Genomic DNA, 25,708 nt, shown 5'->3' with positions numbered 1-25,708 from the left:
GTTACAAAGAGAATTACCTGTGGAAACGACCTTCATTCGGCTTATGAAAGACGTTACGAAGCAAATATATCGAGCTAACGTCCTTCATCCAGCTTATGAATCTATTAAATTAAAAGAGCATCCACAAAAACATTTAAGGAGGAAAAACATGAAAGCTATTCTTTTCGTTGGACATGGAAGCAGAGACCACGAAGGCAATGATCAAATCAGGGAATTTATTCAGAACTTAAGACCAAGTGTTGATGAGTCCATCCTCGTTGAAACATGTTTTCTAGAGTTCGAGAGACCAACCGTTGGACAAGGCATTGACTTGTGTGTGGAAAAAGGTGCTTCAGAAATTGCGGTAATCCCGATTATGCTTCTCCAAGCGGGTCATTCCAAAATACACATCCCAGGTGCGATTGATGAAGCAAAGGAAAAATATCCTCATATTTCGTTCACATATGGACGACCGATCGGGATTCATGAAGAAGCTCTAGATATCTTACAAACAAGACTAATAGAAGCCGGAGAAGATTTGGAATCCCCAGCTGACGATACAGCAATCCTCCTCCTAGGTCGCGGCGGTAGCGATCCGGATGCCAATAGTGATTTATACAAGATTGGCAGACTTCTATGGGAAAAAACAAAATACACGATCGTTGAGCCAGCCTTTATGGGTGTCACCGACCCTCTAGTAAACGCAGGAATTGAACGATGTATCAAGCTTGGAGCAAAGAAAGTAATCATTTTACCTTATTTTCTTTTTACGGGAATTTTAATTAAGCGCCTAGAAGAACTGGTTTTAGAGTTTCAACAAAGCTTCCCTGGTATTGAATTCCAACTTGCTGGATATTTTGGTTTTCACCCTAAGTTACAAACCATTCTATTAAATCGAGCAGAAGAAGCGCTTCAAGGAGAAGTGAAAATGAACTGTGATACATGCCAATATCGCGTAAATGCGATGGAGTTTATCGGTCACCATCACGATCACGACCATGATCACGATCATCATCATGACCATGACCATGTGCACCATCACCATAATCACAATGAGGCAAAGGCAGGGAGTGCCAAGTGATTTTCATGTTAGCCGGAACAAGCGACGCAAGGGCATTAGCGATCGAAATAAGAAATGAAGGACATGAGCTGCTTACAACAGTGGTAACAGATAACGCCGCAAACGAAATGAACAAGTCAAACATCCCTGTCCATATCGGTCGATTAACAGCTGATGAAATGATCCATCTTATAGAGTCAAAAGGAGCTACCACAGTTATCGACGCGAGCCATCCATTTGCTGAGGAAGCGTCGAAAAATGCCATTCAAGCAGCAAAACAGCTAGGGCTCGCGTATATTCGTTACGAACGAGCGTCACAAACATTCGATTACGATAAATTAACAGTGGTCCCCACCTACAAAGAAGCAGCCCAACTAGCCGCAACCAAAAAAGGCGTCATCATGCTAACCACAGGGAGTAAAACGTTACAAGTTTTCACAGAGGAATTACAGGGCAAGTCAGATATACGCCTAGTGGCTCGAATGCTGCCCCGCTTAGACAATATGGAAAAATGCGAGCAGCTTGGGTTTCCACAAAAAAACATCATCGCCATACAAGGACCGTTCACAAAGGAATTTGACGAAGCACTTTATAAGCAATATAAAGTCAACGTTATGATCACAAAAGAAAGTGGCAAGGTGGGCTCGGTCGATGAAAAAGTGGATGCTGCAAAGGAATTAGGTATCGAGATCATTATGATAGCTAGACCAAACATGGAGTACGGTATGAGCTATTCGGAGTTCTCACCCATATTAAAAGCACTAAAAGGAGTGGAATCAAATGGATTTTAAAACAGAGTTTAAACCATTAACCGTTCAACCAGAGGAAATTGAAGGAATTAGTTTTCAAATGATCGATGATGAAGTCGGAGAGCATCATTACTCTCCTGTGCAATACCGGGTGGTTCAACGAGTGATTCACGCTTCAGCCGATTTTGAACTCGGAAAAAGTCTCTTATTTCATCCAAAAGCCATGGAAGCAGGCATCCAAGCCATTCGCAGTGGAAAAAAAGTCGTTGCTGACGTTCAAATGGTGCAATCAGGAGTGAATAAAACCAGAATTGAAAAATTTGGCGGAGAAGTAAATGTATACATTTCCGATCCGGACGTTATGAAAGAAGCCAAACGATTAAACACAACAAGAGCAATTATTGCAACAAGAAAAGCGATTAGAGAAGCAGAAGGTGGTATTTTTGCCATAGGTAATGCTCCAACTGCCTTACTAGAGCTGATTCGTCTGATTAAAGAAGAGGACGCAAAGCCCGGTCTCATTATTGGATTACCGGTTGGATTTGTTTCTGCGGCCGAATCAAAGGAAGAGCTCGCGAAGCTAGATGTTCCGTTTATTACGAACATCGGCAGAAAGGGCGGTAGTACGGTTACGGTTGCTGCTTTGAATGCCATTTCCATTCTTGCTGATCAGGTATAAATGATGGCCGAGCAAGTGAAAGAGGAGAAAAAGCTAAGGGAAGGCTACACAACTGGAGCTTGTGCAACTGCCGCTACGAAGGCTGCACTCACCGCATTAATTACCGGGGAGGATCAAATAGAGTCAACCATTTTTCTCCCTGTTGGCCGGTTTGTGACCTTCTCCATTGAGAGTTGTCAAGTTTCCACCACCATAGCTGAAGCTACCGTCATTAAAGATGGAGGAGATGACCCGGATGCCACCCATGAAGCGGAAATCATCTCTACCGTTACTTGGTCGAAAGAACCCGGAATTACTCTTGATGGCGGGATAGGTGTCGGGAGGGTGACGAAACCCGGTCTTCCTGTCCCAGTTGGGGAGGCAGCCATCAATCCTGTCCCTAGAAAAATGATCCTCGGTGTAGCAGAAGAAGTATTACAAGCTTACAAAGTAGAAAAAGGAATCAAGATTGTCATAAGCGTTCCAGCGGGTGAAGAAATTGCAAAAAAGACCTTGAATGCCCGTTTAGGAATTCTTGGAGGGATTTCAATCTTAGGAACGAGAGGAATTGTCGTTCCCTTTTCTACGTCTGCCTATAAAGCGAGTATTGTTCAAGCAATTAGCGTGGCGCGCGCGAGTGGATGCGAACAAATCGTTATCACTACCGGTGGTCGGAGTGAAAAATATGCGATGAAGCAGTACCCTGATTTACCGGAAGAAGCCTTCGTTGAAATGGGAGACTTTGTCGGATTTTCGTTAAATCAATGCAAAAAGCAAGGTGTGAAAAAGGTTTCTATGGTGGGAATGATGGGCAAGTTTTCAAAGGTTGCTCAAGGAGTCATGATGGTTCACTCCAAAAGCGCTCCGATTGATTTTGGGTTTTTAGCAGAAATGGCGGATCAAGCTGGGGCACATGAAGAACTGGTGAATGACATTAAGGGAGCAAATACAGCGTCGCAGGTCGGGGATATGATGTCCGAGTCAGGATATCATCAATTCTTCAACTTGCTATGTGGATCATGCTGTAGCGAAGCCTTAAAAGAAGTGAATGGTGGTTTGGAAGTGGATACAACCATTTACACATTAAAAGGAGAATTATTAGGAAAGGCGGTGCGACAAGGATGAAACCTATTAAAATGATAGGAATTGGTGATGACGGTAAGAAAAGTCTTCTTCCGCATTATGAAAAATGGATTTATGAAAGCGAGTTATTAGTAGGGGGACACCGTCAGTTAGCTTATTTTCCTGACTATACAGGCGAAACCCTTCCCATTGAGGGTGGACTAACCAGCTTAGTAGAAAGATTGCAAACCGAGACAAAGAGAATCGTCATTTTAGCGTCCGGAGATCCGCTATTTTTTGGAATTGGAAGCTATCTTTCTAGCAAGTTAAATTTAGAAATTTTTCCTTATTTGAGCTCGATTCAGATTGCCTTTGCAAAAATGGGTGAACGCTGGCAGGATGCCCATGTAGAAAGTGTTCACGGAAGAAGTATGAAAGGGATAGCACAGCGTATTGACGGTAAGTCAAAAGTAGCCATTCTAACGGATGTGGAAAACTCTCCAAATAAAATTGCCGACTATCTTCTGTCCTTTGGTATGACCGAGTACGAAGCGTTTGTTGGAGAAAATTTAGGAGGAAAGAACGAAAGAGTCGGCTGGTATCAGCTCCAAGATATGGGAACCACCGAATTTTCCCCTTTAAATGTCGTGATTTTGAAAAAAGTTAATCAAAGTCCGTCTTGGCCTATTGGGATCGATGATCATGAATTTATCCAAAGAAAACCGGATAAAGGACTCATTACGAAAAAAGAAGTTCGCGTGTTAAGCGTTAGCGCCCTTCAACTCCAAAGAGACAGCGTCGTTTGGGACATTGGGACCTGTACCGGTTCAGTTGCAATTGAAGCCGGAAAAATTGCTCGGGAAGGTCAAATTTTCGCCATTGAAAAAAACGAAGCGGATTTGGAAAATTGCAGACAAAATCTAGCGAAATTCCGAGTGGATGCTACCGTTGTTCATGGGAAAGCTCCCGATAAATTAGATGGGTTCCCCTCTCCAGATGCCGTATTTATTGGCGGAACAGCTGGTGGAATGGAGGAGATCCTGAGGATTTGCTGTGAGAGATTGAATCAAAAAGGTCGTATTGTTCTAAACGCGGTTACGATTGAAAACTTAGCCGAAGCCATGGCTGCTTTTAAAAAGAATCACTTCACAACAGAGGTAACGCTAGCACAAATTTCAAGAAGCAAGCCTATATTAAATCTGACTCGCTTCGATGCGTTAAATCCCATTTATATTATTACGGCAAAAAGAGAGGACGGAGAAGAAACATGCTAGGAACATTATACGGATTGGGCGTCGGACCCGGTGACCCAGAGCTAATTACAGTAAAAGCCTTTCGACGTTTAAAAGAGTCCCCCGTCATTGCTTACCCGAAAAAACAAAGAGGTAGCAAAAGCTATGCCCATAAAATCATAGATGTGTATTTTCAACCAGAAGAAAAAGAAATGCTCGGTCTTGTGTTTCCGATGACAAAAGATCCAGATATTTTAGAGAAAAAATGGACGGAAACGGTTGAACTAGTATGGGAAAAGGTGCAACAAGGGAAGGACGTGGCATTCGTCACAGAAGGGGATCCACTCCTTTACAGCACCTTCATCCATATGATGCGATTAATGCAAGAGAAACACCCCGAAGTACCGATTGAAGTGGTGCCAGGAATCTCTTCGTTTAATGGAGCTGCATCCCGATTAGGAATTGCCTTAGCAGACGGAGACGATCATATTGCCATTGTTCCAGCAAGGGATAACTATGAAACCATGAAAAAAGTGATCCAAGAAAATCATTGTGTCATTTTTATAAAAGTCGCAAAGGTCATCGATGTGATGCTCCACGTTCTTCGCGATTTGGATTTATTACATAAAGCATCGGTTGTCACGAAGGTTACGTCTGATGAGGAAATCATTTGGAATGCAGCCGAGCTCGATGGTGCTGAGCTTGAATACTTAACATTAATGGTGGTGAGAAAATGAAGCTATACATCATAGGTGCCGGACCAGGAGACCCTGACTTAATTACGGTAAAGGGGTTAAAGCTTTTACAAGAAGCTGATGTGGTTCTATATGCAGATTCTCTGGTGAACGAAGAGTTAATTAAAAAATCAAAACCAACAGCTGAAGTAATGAAAACAGCAGGCATGCATCTCGATGAAATGGTTGAGATCATGGTGGAGCAAATTCGTGCAGGCCTTAAGGTTGTTCGCGTTCACACGGGAGATCCTGCAGTATACGGGGCAATCATGGAGCAAATGACTCTTTTAAAAAATGCAGGAATTGAAGTAGAGATTGTTCCTGGAGTCAGCTCGGTGTTTGCTGCCGCTGCTGCTGCTCAAGCCGAGTTAACAATTCCCGATTTAACGCAAACCGTCATTTTAACAAGAGCGGAAGGAAGAACGCCGGTTCCTGAGTTTGAAAAGCTTCGCGATCTGGCGAGTCATCATAGCACGATTGCTCTTTTTTTAAGCGCCACGTTAACCAAAAAAGTAATGAAGGAATTTATCGATGCAGGCTGGAGCAAGGATACGCCGGTGATTGTCGTTTACAAAGCCTCATGGCCTGATGAACAAATTGTCCGAACGACTGTTGAGCATTTAGATGATGATATGCGAAAAAATGGAATTCGAAAGCAGGCGATGATTCTAGCAGGATGGGCATTAGACGAAAAAATCCACGATAAAAACTACCGTTCAAAGCTATATGATCAAACCTTTACACATGGCTTTCGACGTGGGGTGAAGCCTTGATGATCGCTTTAGAAGAAGGAAAAATGGCTTCTGTTAATCAGACGGGAGACTACGCGATTGTTGCGATTACAAAACACGGAGTACAGATTGCGAGAAAACTAGCACCATCTCTTCAGTATGCTGATTTGTATTATATGAGTAAGTTTGAAAAGGGAGATGAACAAGAACGAGGAGTACAGATGTTTACGGGCAGTGTTCGACTTTTGTTTCCTTCTCTTTTCAAAGCTTATAAAGGACTAATTATCATCGTTTCCTTAGGGGCGGTTGTTCGAATGATTGCGCCACTTTTGGTAGACAAAAAGGTGGATCCTGCTGTGGTTGTCATTGATGATAAGGCGGAGCATGTGATCAGTGTATTATCTGGACATATCGGCGGAGCGAATGAGTTAACAAAAGAAGTAGCTGCGATTTTAAATGCTCGTCCAGTGATTACGACTGCTTCGGATGTACAAAAAACCATACCCGTTGATTTGTTCGGAAAACGATTTGGCTGGGTGTGGGAATCGGCAGAAAAGCTAACACCAGTGAGTGCATCAGTGGTAAATGAAGAGATGGTTGCGGTTGTGCAGGAATCAGGGGAAAAGGGCTGGTGGACGTATGACCACCCACTTCCCGAAAATATTAAGCCCTATTCCAATATTACGGAAGCATTAGCAAGGAAGCCTCAGGCAGCACTTGTCATCACACACCGAATTCTAGAAAATGAAGAACAATCCATCTTGGAAAATGGGGTGTTGTATCGTCCTAAGGTCATTGCTCTAGGAATTGGATGTAATCGAGGAACAACAAAGGAAGAAATCGAGAAGGTCATTCAAGAAACATTAGCGGAGCTTCGTTTTTCAATGAAAAGTGTGAAGGCCATTTGCTCGATAGATTTGAAAAAAGATGAGCAAGGATTAATCGAGCTTGCTAATCATTACGGATGGGAATTTGTGACGTATTCAGCTGACCAATTGAACAACGTACCTATCGCTAATACGTCAGAAACAGTCTATAAGTTTACGGGAGCGTACGGTGTGAGTGAGCCAGCTTGCTTGCTATATTCGGGGTCTAGTCACCCCGTACTTGAGAAGAAAAAAGTAGGCAATGTCACCATTTCCGTTGCTCTGATTCACTACTAAAAGAAAGGAGGACATATCATGTCAAAAAGAAGAATGGTCATTGCTGGAACAGGGAGCGGTGTTGGAAAAACGACGTTAACGATCGGCCTTATGTCAGCTTTTAAGAAAAAAGGTCTGGTCGTACAAGGGTTTAAATGCGGGCCTGATTACATCGACCCGACCTATCATACAACTGTTACTGGTAGGCCATCTAGAAATCTTGATAGCTGGATGCTCACTCATGAGCTAGTAAAAGAAATCGCTGTCCGTGGAAGCGAAGGATCTGACATCTCTATTATTGAAGGAGTAATGGGGTTTTACGACGGGAAAAATCCGACTTCAAATGATGGCACGACGGCAGAAATTAGTGTAATCACGAAAAGCCCTGTCGTTCTTGTTGTCAACTGTGCGAGCATGGCTCGTAGTGCTGCAGCAATCGTAAAAGGATTTCAAGCCTTTAGCGACGATGTGAATATTGTGGCGGTTATAGCCAACCGAGTAGGTAGCGAAGGGCATTATCAACTAGTAAAAGCTGCAGTTGAGCAAGAATGCCAGATTCCTGTTGTCGGCTATTTGAAAAGAGATGATGAGTTATCCATTCCTGAAAGACATCTCGGATTGGTTCCGTCGATTGAGCGTGGAGAGCTAGAGCCATTTTTTGAAAAACTAGGTGATCTGGTGCTTGAAACCATTGATGTTGATAAACTCTACGAGTTAGCACACGCTCCTGACCTTGTAGTACAAGAGCAACAGCTTGGCAAAAGCAAAGCGAAAACCGTGCGTATAGCTATTGCAAGAGATGCTGCTTTTAATTTTTATTATCAGGAAAACTTGGAACTGCTCGAGTCTTATGGGGCAGAGCTAGTGGAGTTTTCCCCGATAAAAGGAGAGTCACTCCCACAACATGTGGACGGTCTTTACCTCGGAGGAGGGTTCCCTGAGGAGTTCGCACAAGAGTTAGCTGAATTGGACGTGGTGAAGAAATCTATTAAACAAGCGATTGAAAACGGCTTGCCAACATTGGCCGAATGTGGGGGCTTTATGTATTTAACAGATGCGATTGAAACCACAGAGGGGAACAGCTATCCGATGGTTGGCTTGATTCCTGGAGTCGTTCAAATGCACAATAAGTTAGCTGCACTTGGATATAGGGAAATCAATGGAGAAGAAGGAAATAGGCTGTTTCAAGGCAGTCTAAGCGCCAAGGGTCACGAGTTTCACTACTCTACCTTTCATCCGTCGACTGAGTTACCTCCAGCTTATCAAACCAAAGGCATGCGCGGAACAAAAAAGGAAGGTTTCTTAACAAGAAATCTCGTTGCCGGTTATACACATTTACATTTCGGATCCTGCCCAGAATTAGTGGGTAACTGGATATCGCTTTGTAGAGAGTACAAAGGAAGTAAATCTAGGGTTTAGCAGCATTTGAACCCAGATATTAAGAGAACGCAGAAGCTGAATACTGAATGCCCTTGAAATCCAGATATTAGTAGAATCAGGGAACTATATTCAAACTTATCAAAAAAGGAGGTTACAAAAATTGTCTCAACGTGGATTAACTCTCGTCTATACCGGAAATGGAAAGGGCAAGACCACAGCTGCTCTCGGTCTAGCTATTCGAGCAAAAGGCCGGGGAAAACGTGTCTTAGTTCTTCAATTTATTAAGTCTCCCGCCCGAACCTATGGGGAAAAAATCCTGTTTGACCAAATAGGGATTGAGATGCAGCAACTCGGAATTGGCTTTACATGGACGAAAACGCCGGAAGAGCACAGGGAGGCGTTGAAAAAAGCCTGGGCAATCACAAAGGACAAGGTATACAGCGGGCTATACGATGTTGTGATTCTAGACGAGCTTAATAACGCGCTCGTTATCGATAAGTTTCCGATTGAGGATGTGCTTCCCATTGAGGAAGTAATCGAACTGATCAAACATCGTCCCGAAGCTATGCACCTCGTGATTACAGGACGCTCGGCTCGACAGGAAATTTTAGAGCTAGCCGATCTTGTTACCGAGATGAAAGAGGTCAAACACTATTATAAGGAAGGCATTCCTGCGGTGAAAGGAATCGAATTTTAAAAAGAAAGCTAACTAGTAGGAAGCGAAATTCAGCTTCTATACCAGTTAGCTTTTAATACGTCTATTAAAAGTTTCACTTTTTCTTGCCCCAAAATGTCGGCGATTTCTTTTTCAATTTGTTCTTTAATCCATGTCATCTCTTTGCAGCTTTCTAGCCCTTTACTCGTTAACTGCAATAATTTTTCACGTAAGTTCTCCTCAGATGTTTCTGCTACAATCAATCCTTTTTCAATTAAGCCCTTTGCACATTTATGAGCGGCTTGTCTAGAAATATTCATTTTTCTCGCCGTTTCGGCAATGGTTAGTTCCTGGTGTAGTTCTAGCCTTGTCATTAAGTAGTACTCTTGTGGGGTGACATCTTCATTTCCATTTTGGACCCATCGCTGACGGACCTCACCTCTAAGCTCGGCGTGTTTATCACTGACTAAATCAATTAATCCAAAAAAGTTCGATTCACTCATTTTTTTCTCCTATGTATGTGATTCCTTTCATTGTAACATTTTTTCAAAAATAACGCGCAACCAAAACCGTCAATACGGTTGACAATTATACGAACATCAAGTTAAAATAAACCGTCAACTAAGTTTACGATTTAAAAAGGAGAGGAAAAGAGTGGGAAAAAACAAAAAGGAACAACTGGTGTTCACTACACTTACTTGCGCTTGTATGGTATTAGGGATGAGCATCTACAACGTATTATTATTGAAAGGATTTACATCATCTGTTTGGTTTGATGTGATTATTGGATTTATTCCAGCGTTTATTGTTGGATTATTATTAGATATTTTTGTAGTAGGAAAACTATCAAAATCCGTCGTAATCAAAATCGTGAAACAAGGAGATCCCTTAATTAAAAAGATCCTATTTATGTCATTTTTTATGGTTTCAGGAATGGTTTTACTGATGTCTCTTTATGGTGCAATCATGAATGTTGGGATTAGCCCCGAACTTCCAAGCGCCTATGTTAAAGGGGTTGGCTTCAACTTTATTGCTGCTTTGCCACTACAGCTTTTAATTGTCGGTCCTATTGTTCGTTTGATTTTTACAAAGATATATTCTACAGAACAAATACTTACACCTGCACAGAGGTAAACGAAAAAAGGGCGGAATGCAATCTCCGCCCTTTATCTATTAATATCCAACCTCAACAGCTGCTACAACTATGTACATCAAATCGTTTTTGTCTTCTTTATCAGGAAGAACGATTCCGCTTGTTGTAAGCATTCCGCCGTCCTGAACTTGAACGGTCACCTCTCCGTACGGAAGAACTGCCTTGACCGCTTCAATATCTAGTAACTCTTTATCTCCAGGAACTGCCAATTTCACATTCACCTTCATATTCTCCAGCTTGTTCTCCGGAAGAACTGTGCGTATACCTGGCATTGAGTTAAAATGAATCGCATTTTGCACCGCGCGAATCGCTGCTTTCGTCACGTTTTGCCCGTGAACATCAATCCCCATTCCTGTTTCAATAAACATAATCTGATCCATAAGCTTCCCTGCCTTTATCATTTTTCTCCCTCTAAGGATAACGCAAATCATCCATTTTACCAACTAAAAGGGAGGGTCTATCCATCATAAAATAGAATAATTTGGTTAATTTAATAAAGTAACCCAATTTCTTGCCTTAGCACCACCATCTTCAACCCAAAATAACAAAACGAGTTGATCAAATGAAGAAAAGCGTTCTTTTATTAATCATAGTCGCCATAACGAATTTAGTTACATGCAGCTCTTATGCTGAAAATAACGATGAAATACAAACCATCCACACAAAAAAATCAGCATATAACGGTGTACATCTTCATGCAAATATTGTGTACGCAAAGACTGAGATCAAGCCGTTACATATGCACATCCTGCTACCAAAACAAAAATCAAAACCTCGTCCATTAATTGTGTTTATAAAGGGAGGGGGGTGGGGATTCCATCATCCTCAAAAGACTTTTGAGTTCATCCCACAATTAGTGATATTCGCCCAACACGGCTATGTGGTGGCAAGTATCGAGCATCGTACAAGTCATGAAGGAAAATTCCCGACCCAGCTATATGATGTAAAAAACGCCATCCGGTACTTACGTGCGCACGCAGATCAATACAATATCAACCCAAATCGAATCGGTGTATGGGGAAACTCCTCAGGCGGCCACCTAGCGGCTCTACTAGGAACCACAGGAGAAGTACGTGAACTAGAAGGCAATGGTGAATACTTGAACGAGTCAAGCTCCGTGCAAGCCGTAGTCGATTGGTATGGACCGACAGATATGTTACAGATGAGTAAATATCCCGCTAATGTTGATTTTGACTCACCAAATTCACCAGAATCGGTGCTAATTGGCGGACCTCTTCAAGAAAACAAGGAAAAAGTGAAACGTGCCAACCCCATCACGTACATAACCAAAGATGATCCACCGTTTTTAATTATGCATGGAGACAAAGATCTTAGGGTTCCTTACAATCAAAGTGTCCTATTATTTGAAGCACTAAAAACAGCCAACGTAGAAGCAACCATGATTAAAATCAAAGGAGCAGGTCACGGAGGATTTTCCCAACCTGAAATACTAAAAACCGTACAACAATTTTTTGATAACCATTTAAAAAGGTGAGCCACCAGGTTCACCTTTTTGCATTTTACCTACTTTGTTACATAAATGGTAACAAAATCGTCATATTTATCCTTTTAAATGAGAGAATACAAACTTACTAGAAATGAACAAGCTTAAAACTGTTAAAAAGTACTGTATAAGAAGTTAGTTACTACTCATTTTTAATAACTAAATGAAATGTCAACGAGGCAGTCAAACAGTAAGAATGGAGGGAAAGGGAATGTTCAATGGTATATGGAGGGAAAAGCTGATTCCTTGGATGATTCCTATGATTATCCTTGGGTTATGGCAGATTCTTAGTATGAACGGGATGATTCCGGCTACCATTCTACCGTCACCGATCGCGGTGATCCAATCTGGAGCAGAGCTTACCGCTTCAGGTGAATTAATCAAACACATCTCTATAAGTCTAGGTCGTGCCTTAACCGGTTTTCTGATCGGAGGATTATTAGGATTTCTTTTTGGTTTATTTAATGGATTATTTAAACCTTTGGATTTATTATTGGATACTTCCATTCAAATGCTTAGAAATATTCCGCATTTAGCGTTACTTCCACTCGTTATCCTTTGGTTCGGAATTGATGAAGTGTCTAAGGTGTTTCTCGTTGCATTAGGGGTTTTTCTTCCCATCTATATCAATACGTATCACGGAATCAAAGGGGTTGATAAAGGACTTATTGAAATGGGAAGAGCCTATGGTCTGAAAGGATATTCGCTTTTCTCTCAAATCATTTTACCAGGGGCGTTATCTTCCATTTTGGTAGGAATTCGCTACGCTTTAGGGGTCATGTGGACGACACTTATTGTGGCCGAGACCATCGCCGCCAATTCTGGGATCGGTTATATGGCCATGAACGCGAGAGAATTTATGCAAATGGATGTGATTGTATTAAGCATTCTCATCTACTCCTTACTCGGAAAACTCTCCGATTGGATTGCAAAGCTCTTTGAAAAGAAATGGCTGATGTGGAAGCAGTTATCGTAACAGAAGGAGAGCGGTATAGTATGGACTTTAACCCAGTATTACATGTTGAGCGTGTTCGAAAATCGTATAGCAACACCCCAGTATTAAAAGGAATTGACCTGTCTATTTTTCAAGGAGAGTTTGTTTCGATCGTGGGGAAAAGTGGCTGTGGAAAAAGTACGTTGCTTCGTATTATAGCTGGTCTAGAAAATATTAATGAGGGTGTAGTGAAGGTGAATGGTGAAAGATTAACAACCATTAACGATGAGGCAAGAATGATGTTCCAAGATGGAAGATTGCTGCCGTGGAAAACACTCCTCCAAAATGTCGGTTTAGGTTTAACGGGTGATTGGAAACCGAAAGCTACGTATGTATTGAATAGTGTTGGTTTGAAAGATCGTGCTGAACATTATCCATCTTCGCTATCAGGGGGACAAAAGCAGCGGGTAGCACTAGCTCGGGCCCTTGTCCATGAACCAAAGCTGTTACTGTTAGATGAGCCACTGGGAGCTCTTGACGCATTAGCTCGAATGGAAATGCAGAACCTGATTGAATCCGTATGGAAAGAGAATCGACTCACTGCGGTTTTGGTCACGCATGATGTGGAAGAAGCCGTCCTTCTATCGGACCGAGTAATTGTGATTGGAGAAGGGGAAGTAGTGATGAACAAAAATATTGATTTACCTAGGCCAAGAAGTCGATCCAACCCAACCTTTCATCACTACACCGTGGAAATTCTTGATGTGATAATGGAAGAAAGCTGCGTCAAGAAAAGTGGGTACAAAATTGTTTAATGATTCTTTCATCATTTGTTCATAAATTGGTAATAATTTCTGGACATCCTACCTTCTGTAGGACAAAACATAAGATGAAGGAGGAAAGAAATGGTGAAAAAAATCAGTGGATTATTTGTGGTTGCTCTAGTTTTTGGGGTGCTGAGTTCTGTCCAAGCACTTGCTGCAACGGAGGAAAAGGTGGAAGTGGAATCTAAGGAAGCACATGTTCATAAGGGACATTTCCACCACAGTCAGGAGTTTCTTGAGAAAAAAGCGAAAGAGTTAGGGATATCAACCCAAGGAAAAGATTCCGAGACGATTGCTAAAGAAGTACGGGAAGCCATGATCAAGAAAAAGGCGGAGGAGCTCGGAATTAAAACAGAGGGAAAGGACTTTGACACCCTCGCGAAAGAAGTAAAGGAAACCTTTATTAAAAAACAAGCAGACGAGCTTGGAATTAAAACAGACGGAAAAGATAGTGACACGTTAGCAAAAGAAGTACGAGAAACCATTATTAAAACTGAAGCAAAGGAACTTGGTATTTCTACTGAGGGTAAAGAACTCAAAGAACTAGCCAAAGAAGTTCGTGAAGCCAGCATCAAGAAAGAAGCAAAAGAATTGGGAATATCTATAGAAAATAATGATTTCCGTCATCTAGCACATGAAGTACGAGAAGCAAAAATTCTTCAGGCGGCAAATAAATTAGGGATTTCTACCGAAAATAAATCGACGGAAGAACTTTTTGATGAGATTATGACCAATCATGAAGAGGAAGCAAAAAAGTTAAAGCTGTTTCATTGAAGTCAAATGTGACTATTCTATTTAGAGTAGTCACATTTTTTATGTTCCAAAAAGTGGTACCACCACATACATTTCGTATAAACTAAAAAAAGATGGTGACCCCGTATCTTTTTTTATCCATTCTTCGTTTAAAGGATAGAGAGTGCTGAAGGAGTGATGTTTGTGCAAAGTAAAGTTAGGAAGAATGAGACGGATGTTCAGGAACATCAGAGTCTTAGACGTGAGGAAGAAATCGAGGAACTTTATTCAAAACTTCAACGCTATTGTCAGTTCATTTCCCAAAATAAATGGGATGGAGAGGATTTGGCTCAGGAATCGTTCCTGAAAGCTTGGCTTCATTATAAGTATCAGCCGGAGATTTCTGCCGCGCTTGTTAATAAGATTGCTCATAATGAATGGATCGACACCATTAGAAAGCGAAGCAAAGAGTCTCTTGAAGACATTCCTGAATCTTTCCAAAATGAGACCGATCGAATGGTGAATCGTTTGGAAGCCATTCAACAACTCATTCATCAATTAACCCCGAAACAAGCGATTATGTTTGCCTTAAAAGAAGGTTTTCAGTTCCAACTTTCGGAAATAGCGGAGCTTTTGGATTCATCTGAAGCGGCTGTAAAGGCGGCCATCTTTCGGGCAAAACAGCGGCTAGGTAAAAAGGACTCAGAAGAAACCAATCCTTTAATTGAACAGTATTGGAATGAGGAAGATCGCCAACAAATCGAGATCATTCTTCATGAATCTTTCAAGTCTCAAGATCCGTCGATACTCATTCGTTCCATTCCGAACATTCGCTCGTTACGAAAAGAAGGTAACCCAACTTCCACGATGAAACCATCACCTCTCTTCATTAATCCTTCATGCACTGTCTATATGGCTGCATAATTTTATGCAAGTGAGACGAAGGAGGAAACAAATATGAGTTTAATTCCATATGTAATTGAACAATCAAACCGCGGGGAACGTTCGTACGATATTTACTCCAGACTGTTAAAGGATCGGATTATTATGATCGGTGAGGAGATTAATGATGCCGTAGCTAATAACGTCGTGGCACAGTTATTATTTTTAGCAGCTGATCATCCCGAGAAAGACATTTCTATTTATATAAATAGCCCAGGCGGTTCCACTTCTGCAGGGTTTGCGATATTTGATACGATGCAATACATTAAGCCAGATGTAAGAACGATTTGTACTGGAATGGCTGCTTCCTTTGGGGCCATGCTCTTACTTGCTGGAACAAAAGGGAAGCGGATGGCACTTCCAAATAGCGAGATTATGATTCATCAACCTCTTGGGGGAGCCAGGGGCCAAGCAACAGAAATCGAAATCTCAGCCAAACGGATTATAAAACTTCGTGAACATATCAACCAGATTATTTCCGAACGAACAGGCCAGCCTGTGGAGAAGGTAGCGAGGGATACGGACCGAGATTATTTTATGAGCGCAGAAGAAGCGAAGGAATATGGGATTATTGATGAAATTATTAAATAAATAAAAAGAGGAGTAGCTTCTTTTAAAGGCTACTCCTTTTATGATACTAGCTTTAATCCAATCACTGATCCTAACACCATGGCAATAAAAAGCATACGTTTCCAATCTTTCGATTCACTATAAAACATAATACCGATGATGGCACTACCTGCAGTCCCAATTCCTGTCCAAATCGCATACGCTGTTCCCATCGGTATCGTTTTCATCGCAAATGAAAGAAGAAAGAAACTCGCTCCAAATCCAAGAACAACGAATGCTAGTGAGTACCAATTTCGCTTTAGGTTGAATTGATTAATCAAACTCACACCAACGATTTCAAACATACCTGCAAAAATTAAGGCAAACCATGCCATTATCTTTCCTCTCCTTCCAGGACTTTTTCTCCCGTAACGATCTTAAGCCCAATGATTCCAATTAATAAAATAAGAATTAGTAGCATTTTTTTAATTTTAAAAATATCTCCGAAAAACAAGATATCTGCCAATACCGTGCCGACGGTTCCTAATCCGACAAAGACTGCATACACCGTTCCAACAGGTAGAGCACGGCTCGCGCGAAGCATCACATAGAAACTGATAGCAATCGAAATTCCTGTTCCTAACCACCCCCACACATCATCGGCATGCTTCAATCCAATCACCCAAAACACCTCAAAAAAAGCAGCGATAAATACCATCATCCAGTGCTTATTCATGTGAAATCCCTCCAAAATTTATTATTCCCACAAAACAAAAAAAGCCCGAGAGCTACTGAAAGATCAGTTACCTCCCGGGCTTTTATCCCTCCGTGACACAGAAAAAACTGTGAGTTTCCTCTCGGTCCAGACCAACAAGCTGTTGCGGAACCCTAGAAAACATTTTCCATATATAACAAAATATATTATACACATATATGAAATTAATGCAAATAGATTACATATTTTATAGTTTTATAAATAAGTATGATAGTAAGAACAAATCTTCTACCACTTTTGTCGAAATATGATATAATTCTCGAGGGATAAATAAAAAGAGGTTCTAGCTACCCTCTCTAAAAAACTAAGGAAACAGTACTGCTTTCTTAGTAGTACTGTTTTTTCCGTTAAAAAGGAGCATGCAAATTGAAGAACGATAAAGCCATTGTTGTATTTAGCGGCGGACAGGATAGCACGACTTGTTTATTTTGGGCACTTAAAAACTTTAAAGAAGTCGAAGCGGTCACGTTTGACTATAACCAACGTCATAGCTTAGAAATACAATGTGCAAAAAATATAGCCGATGAATTAGGTGTAAGACACCATATTTTAGATATGTCATTACTCAATCAATTAGCACCAAATGCGTTAACTCGCTCAGATATTGAAGTAAAAGAAGGAGAAGAAGGAGAGCTTCCATCGACATTTGTTCCTGGGAGAAACCTATTATTCCTAACATTTGCTGGTGTTTTAGCACGTCAAGTGGGTGCGAAGCATTTAGTAACGGGCGTTTGCGAAACTGATTTTAGCGGATACCCAGATTGCCGTGACATTTTTATAAAATCATTAAATGTTACCTTAAATCTTTCCATGGATGATCAATTTGTTATCCATACACCGCTTATGTGGTTAAACAAGGCTGAAACATGGGCATTAGCTGATGAGCTAGGCAAACTAGATTACGTACGTGAAAATACTTTAACTTGCTACAATGGCGTCATCTCTGATGGCTGTGGAGAATGCCCGGCTTGTGTGTTACGTAAAAGAGGCCTTGATGATTTTTATAACGGGAGGTTTTAACACATGTACGGATTTCGCATCGTAGAAAATCTTCAGAAAATTGATCAAGACATTAAACGAAACGAACTAAAATATCATACCAAGCGTGTGCTTGTGAGTAAGGAATTTACGTTTGATGCGGCACACCATCTACATTGTTATGAAGGAAAATGTAAAAACCTTCACGGCCATACGTATAAAGTGATCTTTGGAATTAGCGGCTATGTTGATGACAGAGGATTAATGATGGACTTTGGTGACATTAAAGACATTTGGAAAAATGAAATTGAAATTTTTCTTGATCATAGATATTTAAACGAAACCTTGCCACCGATGAACACAACAGCGGAAAACATGGTTGTCTGGATTTATGAAAAAATGCAAGAAGCGGTTTCAACAGAAGAACGTCAAAAGCTGTATCATGGGGCAAGAGTTGAATTTGTTAAACTCTATGAAACTCCTACAAGCTATGCGGAAGCAAGAAGGGAGTGGATGGAGGAATGAGTAAAATTCCTGTGTTAGAAATTTTTGGTCCAACGATTCAAGGGGAAGGCATGGTCATCGGGCAAAAAACAATGTTTGTCCGCACTGCTGGCTGTGATTATTCTTGCAGCTGGTGCGACTCTGCCTTCACATGGGATGGAAGTGCAAAAGACGATATTCGCATGATGGAAGCAGAAGAAATTTGGCACGAGCTTAAGGAAATCGGCGGTGACAATTTTTCATTTGTAACGATCTCTGGTGGAAACCCAGCCCTTTTGAACAATCTAGAGAGATTGATTGGCCTACTAAAAGAAAAGAACATCAAGATCGGGATTGAAACACAAGGGAGCCGTTGGCAAGATTGGTTTTTACAAATTGACGAACTAACCCTTTCTCCGAAGCCGCCAAGCTCTGGTATGGAGACGAACTTTGAGGTGTTGGACAGCATTTTTGCCAACTTGCAGGCCGGTGAGTTTGTGAATCAAGTGAGTGTAAAAGTCGTTATTTTTGATGATTTTGATCTAGAGTACGCGAAAATGGTTCATAAAAGATACGCTACTATACCTTTTTACTTGCAAGTAGGGAATGACGACCTCACGAACACAAACAACGACGAGCTTGTGAAAAAGCTTTTACAAAAATACGAGTGGTTAGTAGATCGTGCTGTTGCTGATCCCGAGCTCAACGATGTAAAAGTTTTGCCACAATTACATGCGTTTTTATGGGGTAATAAGCGCGGCGTATAAGATAAAATTGAAGCATTCACCTTATTGGTGGATGTTTTTTTATTTCAAACGCCGAATATTTCGTAAGTGAAAATAATTCCATTTTATGTTATCATATAAAGATATAAATCTTGCAAAGTATTAGCGAATGATGAAAATTGGAGATGTAAAGGATGGAAACGTGGAAACGAAATTTGTGGGTACTTTGGATTGGCGTCTTTTTTACAGCAGCTAGTTTTTCAATGGTCATTCCGTTCTTACCCATCTTTCTAATCCAAATTGGTGTGCACGACCATACGGAAATGTGGTCAGGATTATTGTTTAGCTCCGCCTTTTTTGCAGGGGCAATTGCATCACCATTTTGGGGAAGAATAGCCGATAAGTATGGTAGGAAACCAATGATTGTAAGGGCAGGAATTGTCCTGTTCTTTATTTACACTCTAATGGCCTTTGTTACGAACCCTTATCAAATTTTGGTACTTCGAATACTGCAAGGCTTACTGAGTGGCTTTATTCCTGGAGCGATCGCACTAATCGGAACGAATACCCCCTCCAAGCACGTAGGATATGCGTTATCGCTCATTTCGACAGCATCAGCCTCCGGTATGATTGCTGGTCCCTTAATTGGTGGTGCCATTGCAGAGTGGGTTGGTAACAGATGGGCATTTGCAACAGGTGGGATGATTGTATTCGTTGCCACCATTCTTATTATCTTATGGGTCACAGAAGAAAACTTTGTTCCAAGTAAAGAAAGAGGATCAGTTACGAACGATATCAAGTTAGCAATGTCCAACCGCCCACTAATGATGGTAATTGTACTGACCATCATAACCAGTTGTTCCATCATGATCCTTGAGCCTGTTCTTCCACTGTATGTGGTAAAAATCGGCGGATCCTATGAAAATACTTCGTTATTAGCGGGAATCATTTTCTCCTTGCCTGGAATTGCTAGTGCCTTATTCGCACCGGTATGGGGGAAATGGGCAGATAAAGTAGGATTTCATAAGGTATTATTCATCGGTCTTCTCGGTGGAGGAATTGGCATGCTCGCACAAATCGCGTTTACTCAAATTTGGGGATTCTCTATCATACGCTTCTTGTTCGGAATCTTCTTCTGTGCGGTATTCCCAGCTTTAAACGGCCTTGTGGTAAAGGCGACAGAAGAGGATTTCCGCGGAAGAGCGTTCGGACTGAACCAAACTGCGAACCAATTAGGCGGTATGATTGGACCGATGATTGGTGGAGCAATTGGTGGTCTGTTTCCTATACAAACAGTTTTCCTAGTTACCGCGATTTTATTATTTGCAGCAACAGCTTTTGTCTACTGGAATGGAAACGGAGTTCAGACATCTACAAAAAGAAGAGTCGCACATAGCAAGTAAAAGGACGCCCCTGATGAGCGTCCTTTTTTGTGTTACCCAATTTTAGCAGCTGGAGCCGATTGCTCTGCTGTATTTTTTTGAATAAGGAAAGAAGTTAGTAAAGCTAAAATACTACCAATAAATCCAAACTGGAATAAATGATGAATACCCTCCATATCGGTTGCACCTGTTGTTAACAGATAACCCATAACCGTTACACCGATAACGGTACCCATGTTTCGGCAGAGCATAAAAAACGCTGTTGATACTCCTTTTTCATGTACTCCCACCAATTGTTGAACTCCAATCACTCCAACTGTGGACAGCATTCCAAACGCGATCCCTTGAATGAGCATGACAAAGAAAACAAACCGAAAGCCATGACTGGGATCTAGAAGAAGCAATAAAAGACCTGATACAAATAAGAATGCATTACCGATAATCAGCAATCTACGGTACCCGTACTTTAAAATCCACTTTCCTGCAGGTACGGCTGCTATCATCCAGCCAATAGCCGAACCGAGCAGTGCGACACCACTGAGGAATAAGGAAAGACCAGCAATATTTTGTAAGAACAATGGGATATAACTAGCTGTTCCAAAGAGAGCGAGGTTCCCGATAAAACCATTAAAATTAATTCTCGAAATCATTTTGTTTTTAAACATAGAGAACGGAACAATCGGTGAAGCTTGTTTTTTCTCAAAGAAATAGAATCCCACAAGCAATAATACTCCTACCACTGCATAGATCCATCTATTTTCCTCAACCACTGTAACAAGAAGCAGACTAGTAATGCTAGCACCAAACAATACCGCGCCAATATAATCGACCTTTGCTTTTTTAGGTTCATATTCCTCTTTATAAGCTAATAAAGTAACAAACGAAATCAGACAGATTGGTAGGTTAATATAAAAAATCCATCTCCATGTCAAAACTTCAACAAAGAAAGATCCTAATAGGGGAGCAAGTACAGCCGATAACCCCCACATTCCTGTGAATAACGCTTGAATTTTCCCGCGTTTTTCTACTGAGAACAGGTCTCCAGCGATAATGGCTGGAAAGGGCATCATAAATCCGGCACCCATCCCTTGTACGGCTCGGAAAATAACCAATTGAATCATATTCGCAGACACGCCACATAGAAGTGACCCAGCTAAGAAAAGTAAAATTCCGAAGCCGAACACTTTCTTTCTTCCAAACAAATCAGATAATCTTCCGGCCACAGGGGATAAAATGGTGCTTGCAATCATATAGGAAGCAAAAGACCATGCATACAAATCAAAACGGCCCAGCTCCTCCGCAATGACGGGCATGGTGGTGTTCATGATGGTTGTGTCAATGGATGCAACTAACATCGCCAGTACAATGCTAATCATGACGGTTATTCGACTATTCATAAAAATTCTCCTTTTTACGGCTTGATATATATATATAATACTTCGAAAACAGAAGTATCTTGAACTTGAAGTATATTAAAGCAATTGGTTGTTTATGTCAAGAGGAGGAGTCTCAACATAGGTTTCATAGTATTTTGCAAACTTGATTGCACATATATTTATTGTTATTGTCACACCACGGTTAACTTGACCGTACAAATATAGTTCTTTAGTCACATTGATAGTTTAGTAGAACTTAGTGTAATCTGTATTTAGGTTAAGTTGAAAGCGCTTAATCTATATGCGGTTGTACGTACATATATAAAATGAATAGGAGGTATTTTGTACATTTATTTTGAAACAGGAATTTAAATCGGAAAGCGAGAGGAAAAGATGAGTAAACGAACTTTGCAAAAATTGTTATTGAGTATCGTCGCTATTTCATTAATTATTCCGATCTCGGCATTTGCAACTAGTAAAAATGCAACAGAAGATCCAATCGAAGCTCCAACCTTTGAAAATGCGTCTGTTCATGATCCATCCGTCATTAAAGTAGACGAAACGTATTATGTGTTCGGCTCGCATTTAGCTGCCGCTAAATCGAATGACCTTATGAAGTGGGAGCAGGTAGCAAATGGAGTTAGCAGCAATAATCCACTTTTTGAAGATGTGGTTAAAGAATTAAAAGAGACGTTTGATTGGGCTCAATCAGATACTTTATGGGCAGCTGATGTGATTCAGCTAGAAGATGGAAAGTTTTATATGTATTACAATGCTTGTAAAGGGGATTCTCCAAGATCAGCACTTGGTCTGGCGGTAGCTGACAGTGTAGAAGGACCTTATAAAGATTTAGGAATCATAATAAAATCCGGTATGTGGAATCAAACGAGTGAGGATGGAACGATTTACGATGCAAGAATTCATCCAAACGCGGTTGATCCTGATGTGTTTTTTGATAAAGACGGAAAGCTTTGGATGATGTATGGTTCGTATTCCGGCGGTATTTTTATTATGGAAATGGATCCTGAAACGGGGAAGCCATTGCCAGACCAAGGCTATGGGAAGAAATTATTAGGTGGAAATCATAGTAGAATTGAAGGCGCTTACGTATTATACAGCCCAGAAACGGACTACTATTATATGTATCTATCATTTGGAGGTCTTGATGCAGTTGGCGGCTATAATATGCGTGTCGTTCGATCCGAGAATCCAGATGGTCCATACTATGATGCACAAGGCAATGACATGATTAACGTTAAGGCAGACCCTAGCCTTCCTATATTCGATGACAAGTCGATTGAGCCATATGGGGTAAAAGTCATGGGGAATCACCTTTTTGATCGAAAGATCGGTGACGAAGGGACAGGAATCGGTACTGGCTATGTATCTCCAGGCCATAACTCAGCCTACTATGATCCTGAAACAGGTGAACACTTCCTAATTTTCCATACTCGTTTCCCGCAAACAGGTGAAATGCATGAAATTCGTGTTCATCAAATGTTTATGAATAAGGATGGCTGGCCAGTGGTCGCACCATATCGCTATGCCGGTGAGGAATTAGAAAAAGTATACCGTGAAGATATCATTGGCGACTACAAAATGATCAATCACGGAAAAGACATCTCGGCAGAAATTAAGAAAACCGTTGATATTACGTTAGCGAAAAACAATAAAATCACCGGTGATGTGACTGGAACGTGGAAAAAGACGGACCATAACTCAGCCGAGTTGACTATTGATGGAAGCACGTATAAAGGGGTATTTTTACGTCAGTGGGACCCAACCTCAGAAACATATGTGATGACCTTTAGTGCTTTATCTCCGGAAGGGATAGCGGTTTGGGGAAGCAAGGTTCCAACTAAAACAGATAAAGAAATCGTCGCAGACGTTGAAGCAGATTTAAATATTGGTGATACGACGGCTGTGATTAATAATCTCGATCTACCAACGGAAGGTACTCGTGATGCAGTAATCAGCTGGTCATCTTCAAATGCAGATGTAATAACAGACACAGGGATCATTACACGTCCTGCAGCTGGCTCTCACCCTGCCGAAGCGACATTAACAGCAACGATTCAAAAAGGAAGCGAAACAGCAACGAGAGCCTTTACCATTACTGTTCTGCCAGCAAAGGCAAGTGGGGAAATTGCACACTATTCCTTTAACGGAGATTTAACAGATTCAATAGGTAAGGTAGCCGCAGGAACGGTTACTGGGAATCGTATTGATAATACGAACGGAAACATCAGCTACGCAGTAGGAAAAAATGGAGAGGCCGCTGTATTTAACGGGGATTCAGGAGTACGTTTACCTAATGGTTTGATTTCAAGCAACTCCTATTCCGTGGCACTATGGTTAAAGCCTGAACAGCTAACACCATTCACTACAACATTCTTTGGGGCAAGAGATGCAAATAACTGGCTGAGTCTTGTTCCAATGGGACCGGTCGGAAACCAAACAATGATTTGGTCAGGCACTTCCTGGTACGATGCCGTTACGGGGATGACAATTCCAGCTGGAGAGTGGACTCATCTCGCATTTACAGTCAACGAAGGACAAATTACGGTGTATGTGAATGGAGAAGAGAAATTTAACAAAGACGGCTTCCCGAATGTATTTACAACAACGAATGGAATCTTTGGACTTGGTGTAAACTGGTGGGATACACCATATAAAGGGCTAATCGATGAATTACATGTATATGAAGGGGCACTATCTGCAGAGCAAGTGGCAGAATTGAGTAAGTAGGTAAGAAATCCAACTCACTGGTGGAATGGTGAGTTGGATTTTTTGGCTTTTGTGTGGACAGATTAATAGGTATCGCAAGTAAATCAGGTGTATTGCAAATATAATCTTCGGAATAGCAAATATAATCTTATGATCGCAAGTAAAATCTGAGAATCGCAAATATATTTTTATAATCACAAAAAAAAATCTAAAAATCGCAAATATATTTTTATAATCGCAAATAAAATCTGGGAATCGCAAAAATACTATTATAATTGCAAATATATTTTCAAGATCTACAAAATAACCTTCTCAATTGCTATGAAAAAACAAGGATTATCGAAAATCCCCGACAAAACACTAACGAAACACTTCATTTTATCACTCTCAAATAAACCAAACTTGATTTAATAATATTTATAGTGCCAATAGGAATTTTGTTCTTAATCACGAATTAATATAAAGAATAAGCAAAAGGGGGAGTAGGGCTTATGAAAATGAAGAGGAAAATTTTACATACCATGTTAATTGGGTCACTGTTAGCATCCTTACCAATAACAGCGCTTTCAAAAGAAATAAACAACTCGACTATGTGGCTCTAGGTGATTCGTTAGCCGCTGGAGCAACACCTTATCGTAAAATCGATAAAGGGTACGCAGATTTTCTAGTTGATCGTTATGAGCAATCACAGTACGAAATCACTTTAAATAACTATGGGGTGCCTGGATACAGGACTACCAATATCGTAAGTGAGCTTCTCAATTCTTCCAATACCAAATACGGTCCACTAAGGGAATCCATTAAAAACGCAGAACTTATTACCATTGATATTGGAGCGAATGATTTGTTAGCAAATTTAAAAACGATACAACAAAACCCGTCCACAGCACCAACTGTCTTAAACACCATCGCTCAAAATTTATACCTTATCTTAAGTGAAATGGATAAAATCAATCCTACAATAAAGGTCTATGTCATGGGCTACTACAATCCATTCCCTCATTTACCAAAGCAAGAGCAGGCTGCCTTACTTCCATTATTAGATGCGCTGAATCAGACCATTGAAAAAGTAGCTTCCGCCAACGGCGATGAGTTTGTCCCTACCGCAAAAGTGATTAAAAAATATGAAACGGTATATGTGCCTAACCCTAACAATATCCACTTAAGTATTGAAGGATATCAGGCCGTGGCAAAAGAATTTTGGAAGGCGATACAAGAAAAGTAAAGTTGCTCACACCTTAT

At 40.9% G+C, this 25,708-nt stretch carries 27 protein-coding genes, 1 pseudogene and 2 riboswitches; of the genes and pseudogenes, 23 read left to right on the top strand and 5 right to left on the bottom strand.

Annotated features, from left to right (window positions below; genetic code table 11):
- The first annotated feature begins 148 nt into the window (after nucleotides 1–148).
- The 10 genes from ACRX5O_RS04980 to cobO are packed head-to-tail and all read left to right on the top strand — an operon-like array spanning nucleotide 149 to nucleotide 9,424.
- The gene (locus ACRX5O_RS04980) at nucleotides 149–1,060 is read left to right on the top strand and encodes a sirohydrochlorin chelatase (RefSeq protein ID WP_433904915.1); all 912 of its coding nucleotides are present in this window, start codon (nucleotides 149–151) and stop codon (nucleotides 1,058–1,060) included.
- Nucleotides 1,057–1,830, top strand: coding sequence for a precorrin-6A reductase (gene cobK / locus ACRX5O_RS04975; RefSeq protein ID WP_433904914.1), 774 nt, complete (start codon nucleotides 1,057–1,059; stop codon nucleotides 1,828–1,830). Before ACRX5O_RS04980 ends, cobK begins: the two co-directional genes overlap by 4 nt.
- Nucleotides 1,820–2,467 carry a precorrin-8X methylmutase gene (locus ACRX5O_RS04970; protein ID WP_433904913.1) on the top strand — a complete coding sequence of 216 codons (648 nt, stop codon included), beginning with the start codon at nucleotides 1,820–1,822 and terminating at the stop codon, nucleotides 2,465–2,467. Before cobK ends, ACRX5O_RS04970 begins: the two co-directional genes overlap by 11 nt.
- Before the next feature lie 3 nt (nucleotides 2,468–2,470).
- A complete protein-coding gene (locus ACRX5O_RS04965; RefSeq protein WP_433904912.1) occupies nucleotides 2,471–3,571 on the top strand; it encodes a cobalt-precorrin-5B (C(1))-methyltransferase in 1,101 nt (366 codons plus the stop codon).
- A complete protein-coding gene (gene cbiE, locus ACRX5O_RS04960; RefSeq protein WP_433904911.1) occupies nucleotides 3,568–4,782 on the top strand; it encodes a precorrin-6y C5,15-methyltransferase (decarboxylating) subunit CbiE in 1,215 nt (404 codons plus the stop codon). The genes ACRX5O_RS04965 and cbiE overlap by 4 nt, the downstream gene beginning before the upstream one ends.
- A complete protein-coding gene (cobI, locus tag ACRX5O_RS04955; protein WP_433904910.1) occupies nucleotides 4,776–5,477 on the top strand; it encodes a precorrin-2 C(20)-methyltransferase in 702 nt (233 codons plus the stop codon). The genes cbiE and cobI overlap by 7 nt, the downstream gene beginning before the upstream one ends.
- Nucleotides 5,474–6,247 (top strand): precorrin-4 C(11)-methyltransferase, encoded by a 774-nt coding sequence (gene cobM, locus ACRX5O_RS04950; protein WP_433904909.1) that lies wholly within the window; start codon nucleotides 5,474–5,476, stop codon nucleotides 6,245–6,247. Before cobI ends, cobM begins: the two co-directional genes overlap by 4 nt.
- Entirely contained in the window at nucleotides 6,247–7,368 is a 1,122-nt protein-coding gene (locus ACRX5O_RS04945; protein WP_433904908.1) for a cobalt-precorrin 5A hydrolase, read from the top strand. Before cobM ends, ACRX5O_RS04945 begins: the two co-directional genes overlap by 1 nt.
- Before the next feature lie 18 nt (nucleotides 7,369–7,386).
- Nucleotides 7,387–8,766 (top strand): cobyrinic acid a,c-diamide synthase CobB, encoded by a 1,380-nt coding sequence (locus tag ACRX5O_RS04940; RefSeq protein ID WP_433904907.1) that lies wholly within the window; start codon nucleotides 7,387–7,389, stop codon nucleotides 8,764–8,766.
- A 40-nt stretch (nucleotides 8,767–8,806) separates the two neighbouring features.
- Nucleotides 8,807–9,424 carry a cob(I)yrinic acid a,c-diamide adenosyltransferase gene (cobO, locus tag ACRX5O_RS04935; protein WP_433905198.1) on the top strand — a complete coding sequence of 206 codons (618 nt, stop codon included), beginning with the start codon at nucleotides 8,807–8,809 and terminating at the stop codon, nucleotides 9,422–9,424.
- A gap of 29 nt (nucleotides 9,425–9,453) precedes the next feature.
- Here the strand turns inward: cobO and ACRX5O_RS04930 are convergent, their stop codons facing one another.
- Nucleotides 9,454–9,885 (bottom strand): MarR family winged helix-turn-helix transcriptional regulator, encoded by a 432-nt coding sequence (locus ACRX5O_RS04930; protein ID WP_433904906.1) that lies wholly within the window; start codon nucleotides 9,883–9,885, stop codon nucleotides 9,454–9,456.
- Nucleotides 9,886–10,036: 151 nt separating this feature from the next.
- Between ACRX5O_RS04930 and ACRX5O_RS04925 the strand changes: the two genes are divergently transcribed.
- Nucleotides 10,037–10,516, top strand: coding sequence for a DUF2798 domain-containing protein (locus tag ACRX5O_RS04925; protein WP_433904905.1), 480 nt, complete (start codon nucleotides 10,037–10,039; stop codon nucleotides 10,514–10,516).
- A 39-nt stretch (nucleotides 10,517–10,555) separates the two neighbouring features.
- Here the strand turns inward: ACRX5O_RS04925 and ACRX5O_RS04920 are convergent, their stop codons facing one another.
- On the bottom strand, nucleotides 10,556–10,915 hold the full coding sequence (locus tag ACRX5O_RS04920; RefSeq protein WP_066049581.1) for a Lin0512 family protein: 360 nt from the start codon (nucleotides 10,913–10,915) through the stop codon (nucleotides 10,556–10,558).
- A 182-nt stretch (nucleotides 10,916–11,097) separates the two neighbouring features.
- Between ACRX5O_RS04920 and ACRX5O_RS04915 the strand changes: the two genes are divergently transcribed.
- The 6 genes and pseudogenes from ACRX5O_RS04915 to clpP form a co-directional block, all read left to right on the top strand.
- The gene (locus ACRX5O_RS04915; protein WP_433904904.1) at nucleotides 11,098–12,030 is read left to right on the top strand and encodes a prolyl oligopeptidase family serine peptidase; all 933 of its coding nucleotides are present in this window, start codon (nucleotides 11,098–11,100) and stop codon (nucleotides 12,028–12,030) included.
- A gap of 220 nt (nucleotides 12,031–12,250) precedes the next feature.
- Nucleotides 12,251–13,015 carry an ABC transporter permease subunit gene (locus ACRX5O_RS04910; protein ID WP_433904903.1) on the top strand — a complete coding sequence of 255 codons (765 nt, stop codon included), beginning with the start codon at nucleotides 12,251–12,253 and terminating at the stop codon, nucleotides 13,013–13,015.
- Nucleotides 13,016–13,035: 20 nt separating this feature from the next.
- Nucleotides 13,036–13,788 (top strand): ABC transporter ATP-binding protein, encoded by a 753-nt coding sequence (locus ACRX5O_RS04905; protein WP_433904902.1) that lies wholly within the window; start codon nucleotides 13,036–13,038, stop codon nucleotides 13,786–13,788.
- Nucleotides 13,789–13,878: 90 nt separating this feature from the next.
- Nucleotides 13,879–14,571, top strand: a complete 693-nt coding sequence (locus ACRX5O_RS04900) for a hypothetical protein (RefSeq protein WP_433904901.1) — start codon at nucleotides 13,879–13,881, stop codon at nucleotides 14,569–14,571.
- A 162-nt stretch (nucleotides 14,572–14,733) separates the two neighbouring features.
- Nucleotides 14,734–15,453: a sigma-70 family RNA polymerase sigma factor gene (locus ACRX5O_RS04895; protein WP_433904900.1), complete on the top strand. Its 720-nt coding sequence runs from the start codon at nucleotides 14,734–14,736 to the stop codon at nucleotides 15,451–15,453.
- Between the two features lie 24 nt (nucleotides 15,454–15,477).
- A pseudogene (gene clpP, locus ACRX5O_RS04890) lies at nucleotides 15,478–16,062 on the top strand (ATP-dependent Clp endopeptidase proteolytic subunit ClpP); the annotation flags it as partial.
- A 38-nt stretch (nucleotides 16,063–16,100) separates the two neighbouring features.
- Here the strand turns inward: clpP and ACRX5O_RS04885 are convergent.
- Both ACRX5O_RS04885 and ACRX5O_RS04880 read right to left on the bottom strand, forming a co-directional pair.
- Nucleotides 16,101–16,415 carry a DMT family transporter gene (locus ACRX5O_RS04885; protein ID WP_433904899.1) on the bottom strand — a complete coding sequence of 105 codons (315 nt, stop codon included), beginning with the start codon at nucleotides 16,413–16,415 and terminating at the stop codon, nucleotides 16,101–16,103.
- The gene (locus ACRX5O_RS04880) at nucleotides 16,415–16,756 is read right to left on the bottom strand and encodes a DMT family transporter (RefSeq protein ID WP_433904898.1); all 342 of its coding nucleotides are present in this window, start codon (nucleotides 16,754–16,756) and stop codon (nucleotides 16,415–16,417) included. Before ACRX5O_RS04880 ends, ACRX5O_RS04885 begins: the two co-directional genes overlap by 1 nt.
- Nucleotides 16,757–16,825: 69 nt before the next feature.
- Nucleotides 16,826–16,923, bottom strand: a riboswitch (guanidine-I (ykkC/yxkD leader).
- 143 nt (nucleotides 16,924–17,066) lie between these two features.
- Nucleotides 17,067–17,109, top strand: a riboswitch (PreQ1 riboswitch).
- A 52-nt stretch (nucleotides 17,110–17,161) separates the two neighbouring features.
- Here ACRX5O_RS04880 and queC point away from each other — a divergent pair.
- The 4 genes from queC to ACRX5O_RS04860 all read left to right on the top strand — a co-directional run bounded on the left by queC (nucleotide 17,162) and on the right by ACRX5O_RS04860 (nucleotide 20,384).
- Complete coding sequence (gene queC / locus ACRX5O_RS04875) at nucleotides 17,162–17,815, top strand: 7-cyano-7-deazaguanine synthase QueC (RefSeq protein ID WP_251518984.1); 654 nt, start codon at nucleotides 17,162–17,164, stop codon at nucleotides 17,813–17,815.
- Between the two features lie 3 nt (nucleotides 17,816–17,818).
- On the top strand, nucleotides 17,819–18,298 hold the full coding sequence (queD, locus tag ACRX5O_RS04870; protein ID WP_433904897.1) for a 6-carboxytetrahydropterin synthase QueD: 480 nt from the start codon (nucleotides 17,819–17,821) through the stop codon (nucleotides 18,296–18,298).
- Nucleotides 18,295–19,023 carry a 7-carboxy-7-deazaguanine synthase QueE gene (gene queE, locus ACRX5O_RS04865; protein WP_433904896.1) on the top strand — a complete coding sequence of 243 codons (729 nt, stop codon included), beginning with the start codon at nucleotides 18,295–18,297 and terminating at the stop codon, nucleotides 19,021–19,023. Before queD ends, queE begins: the two co-directional genes overlap by 4 nt.
- Before the next feature lie 152 nt (nucleotides 19,024–19,175).
- Nucleotides 19,176–20,384 carry an MFS transporter gene (locus tag ACRX5O_RS04860; protein ID WP_433904895.1) on the top strand — a complete coding sequence of 403 codons (1,209 nt, stop codon included), beginning with the start codon at nucleotides 19,176–19,178 and terminating at the stop codon, nucleotides 20,382–20,384.
- Nucleotides 20,385–20,416: 32 nt separating this feature from the next.
- Here the strand turns inward: ACRX5O_RS04860 and ACRX5O_RS04855 are convergent, their stop codons facing one another.
- Nucleotides 20,417–21,760 carry an MFS transporter gene (locus ACRX5O_RS04855; protein WP_433904894.1) on the bottom strand — a complete coding sequence of 448 codons (1,344 nt, stop codon included), beginning with the start codon at nucleotides 21,758–21,760 and terminating at the stop codon, nucleotides 20,417–20,419.
- Nucleotides 21,761–22,132: 372 nt separating this feature from the next.
- Between ACRX5O_RS04855 and abnB the strand changes: the two genes are divergently transcribed.
- Nucleotides 22,133–24,487, top strand: coding sequence for an arabinan endo-1,5-alpha-L-arabinosidase AbnB (gene abnB, locus ACRX5O_RS04850; RefSeq protein ID WP_433904893.1), 2,355 nt, complete (start codon nucleotides 22,133–22,135; stop codon nucleotides 24,485–24,487).
- Between the two features lie 571 nt (nucleotides 24,488–25,058).
- Complete coding sequence (locus ACRX5O_RS04845; RefSeq protein ID WP_433904892.1) at nucleotides 25,059–25,691, top strand: SGNH/GDSL hydrolase family protein; 633 nt, start codon at nucleotides 25,059–25,061, stop codon at nucleotides 25,689–25,691.
- Nucleotides 25,692–25,708: the final 17 nt, after the last annotated feature.

Source organism: Robertmurraya mesotrionivorans (genome assembly GCF_050971805.1).
Taxonomy (GTDB): domain Bacteria; phylum Bacillota; class Bacilli; order Bacillales; family Cytobacillaceae; genus Robertmurraya_A.
Note: the sequence above shows the minus strand (reverse complement) of the source record. Positions and strands in the feature narration are given on the sequence as shown.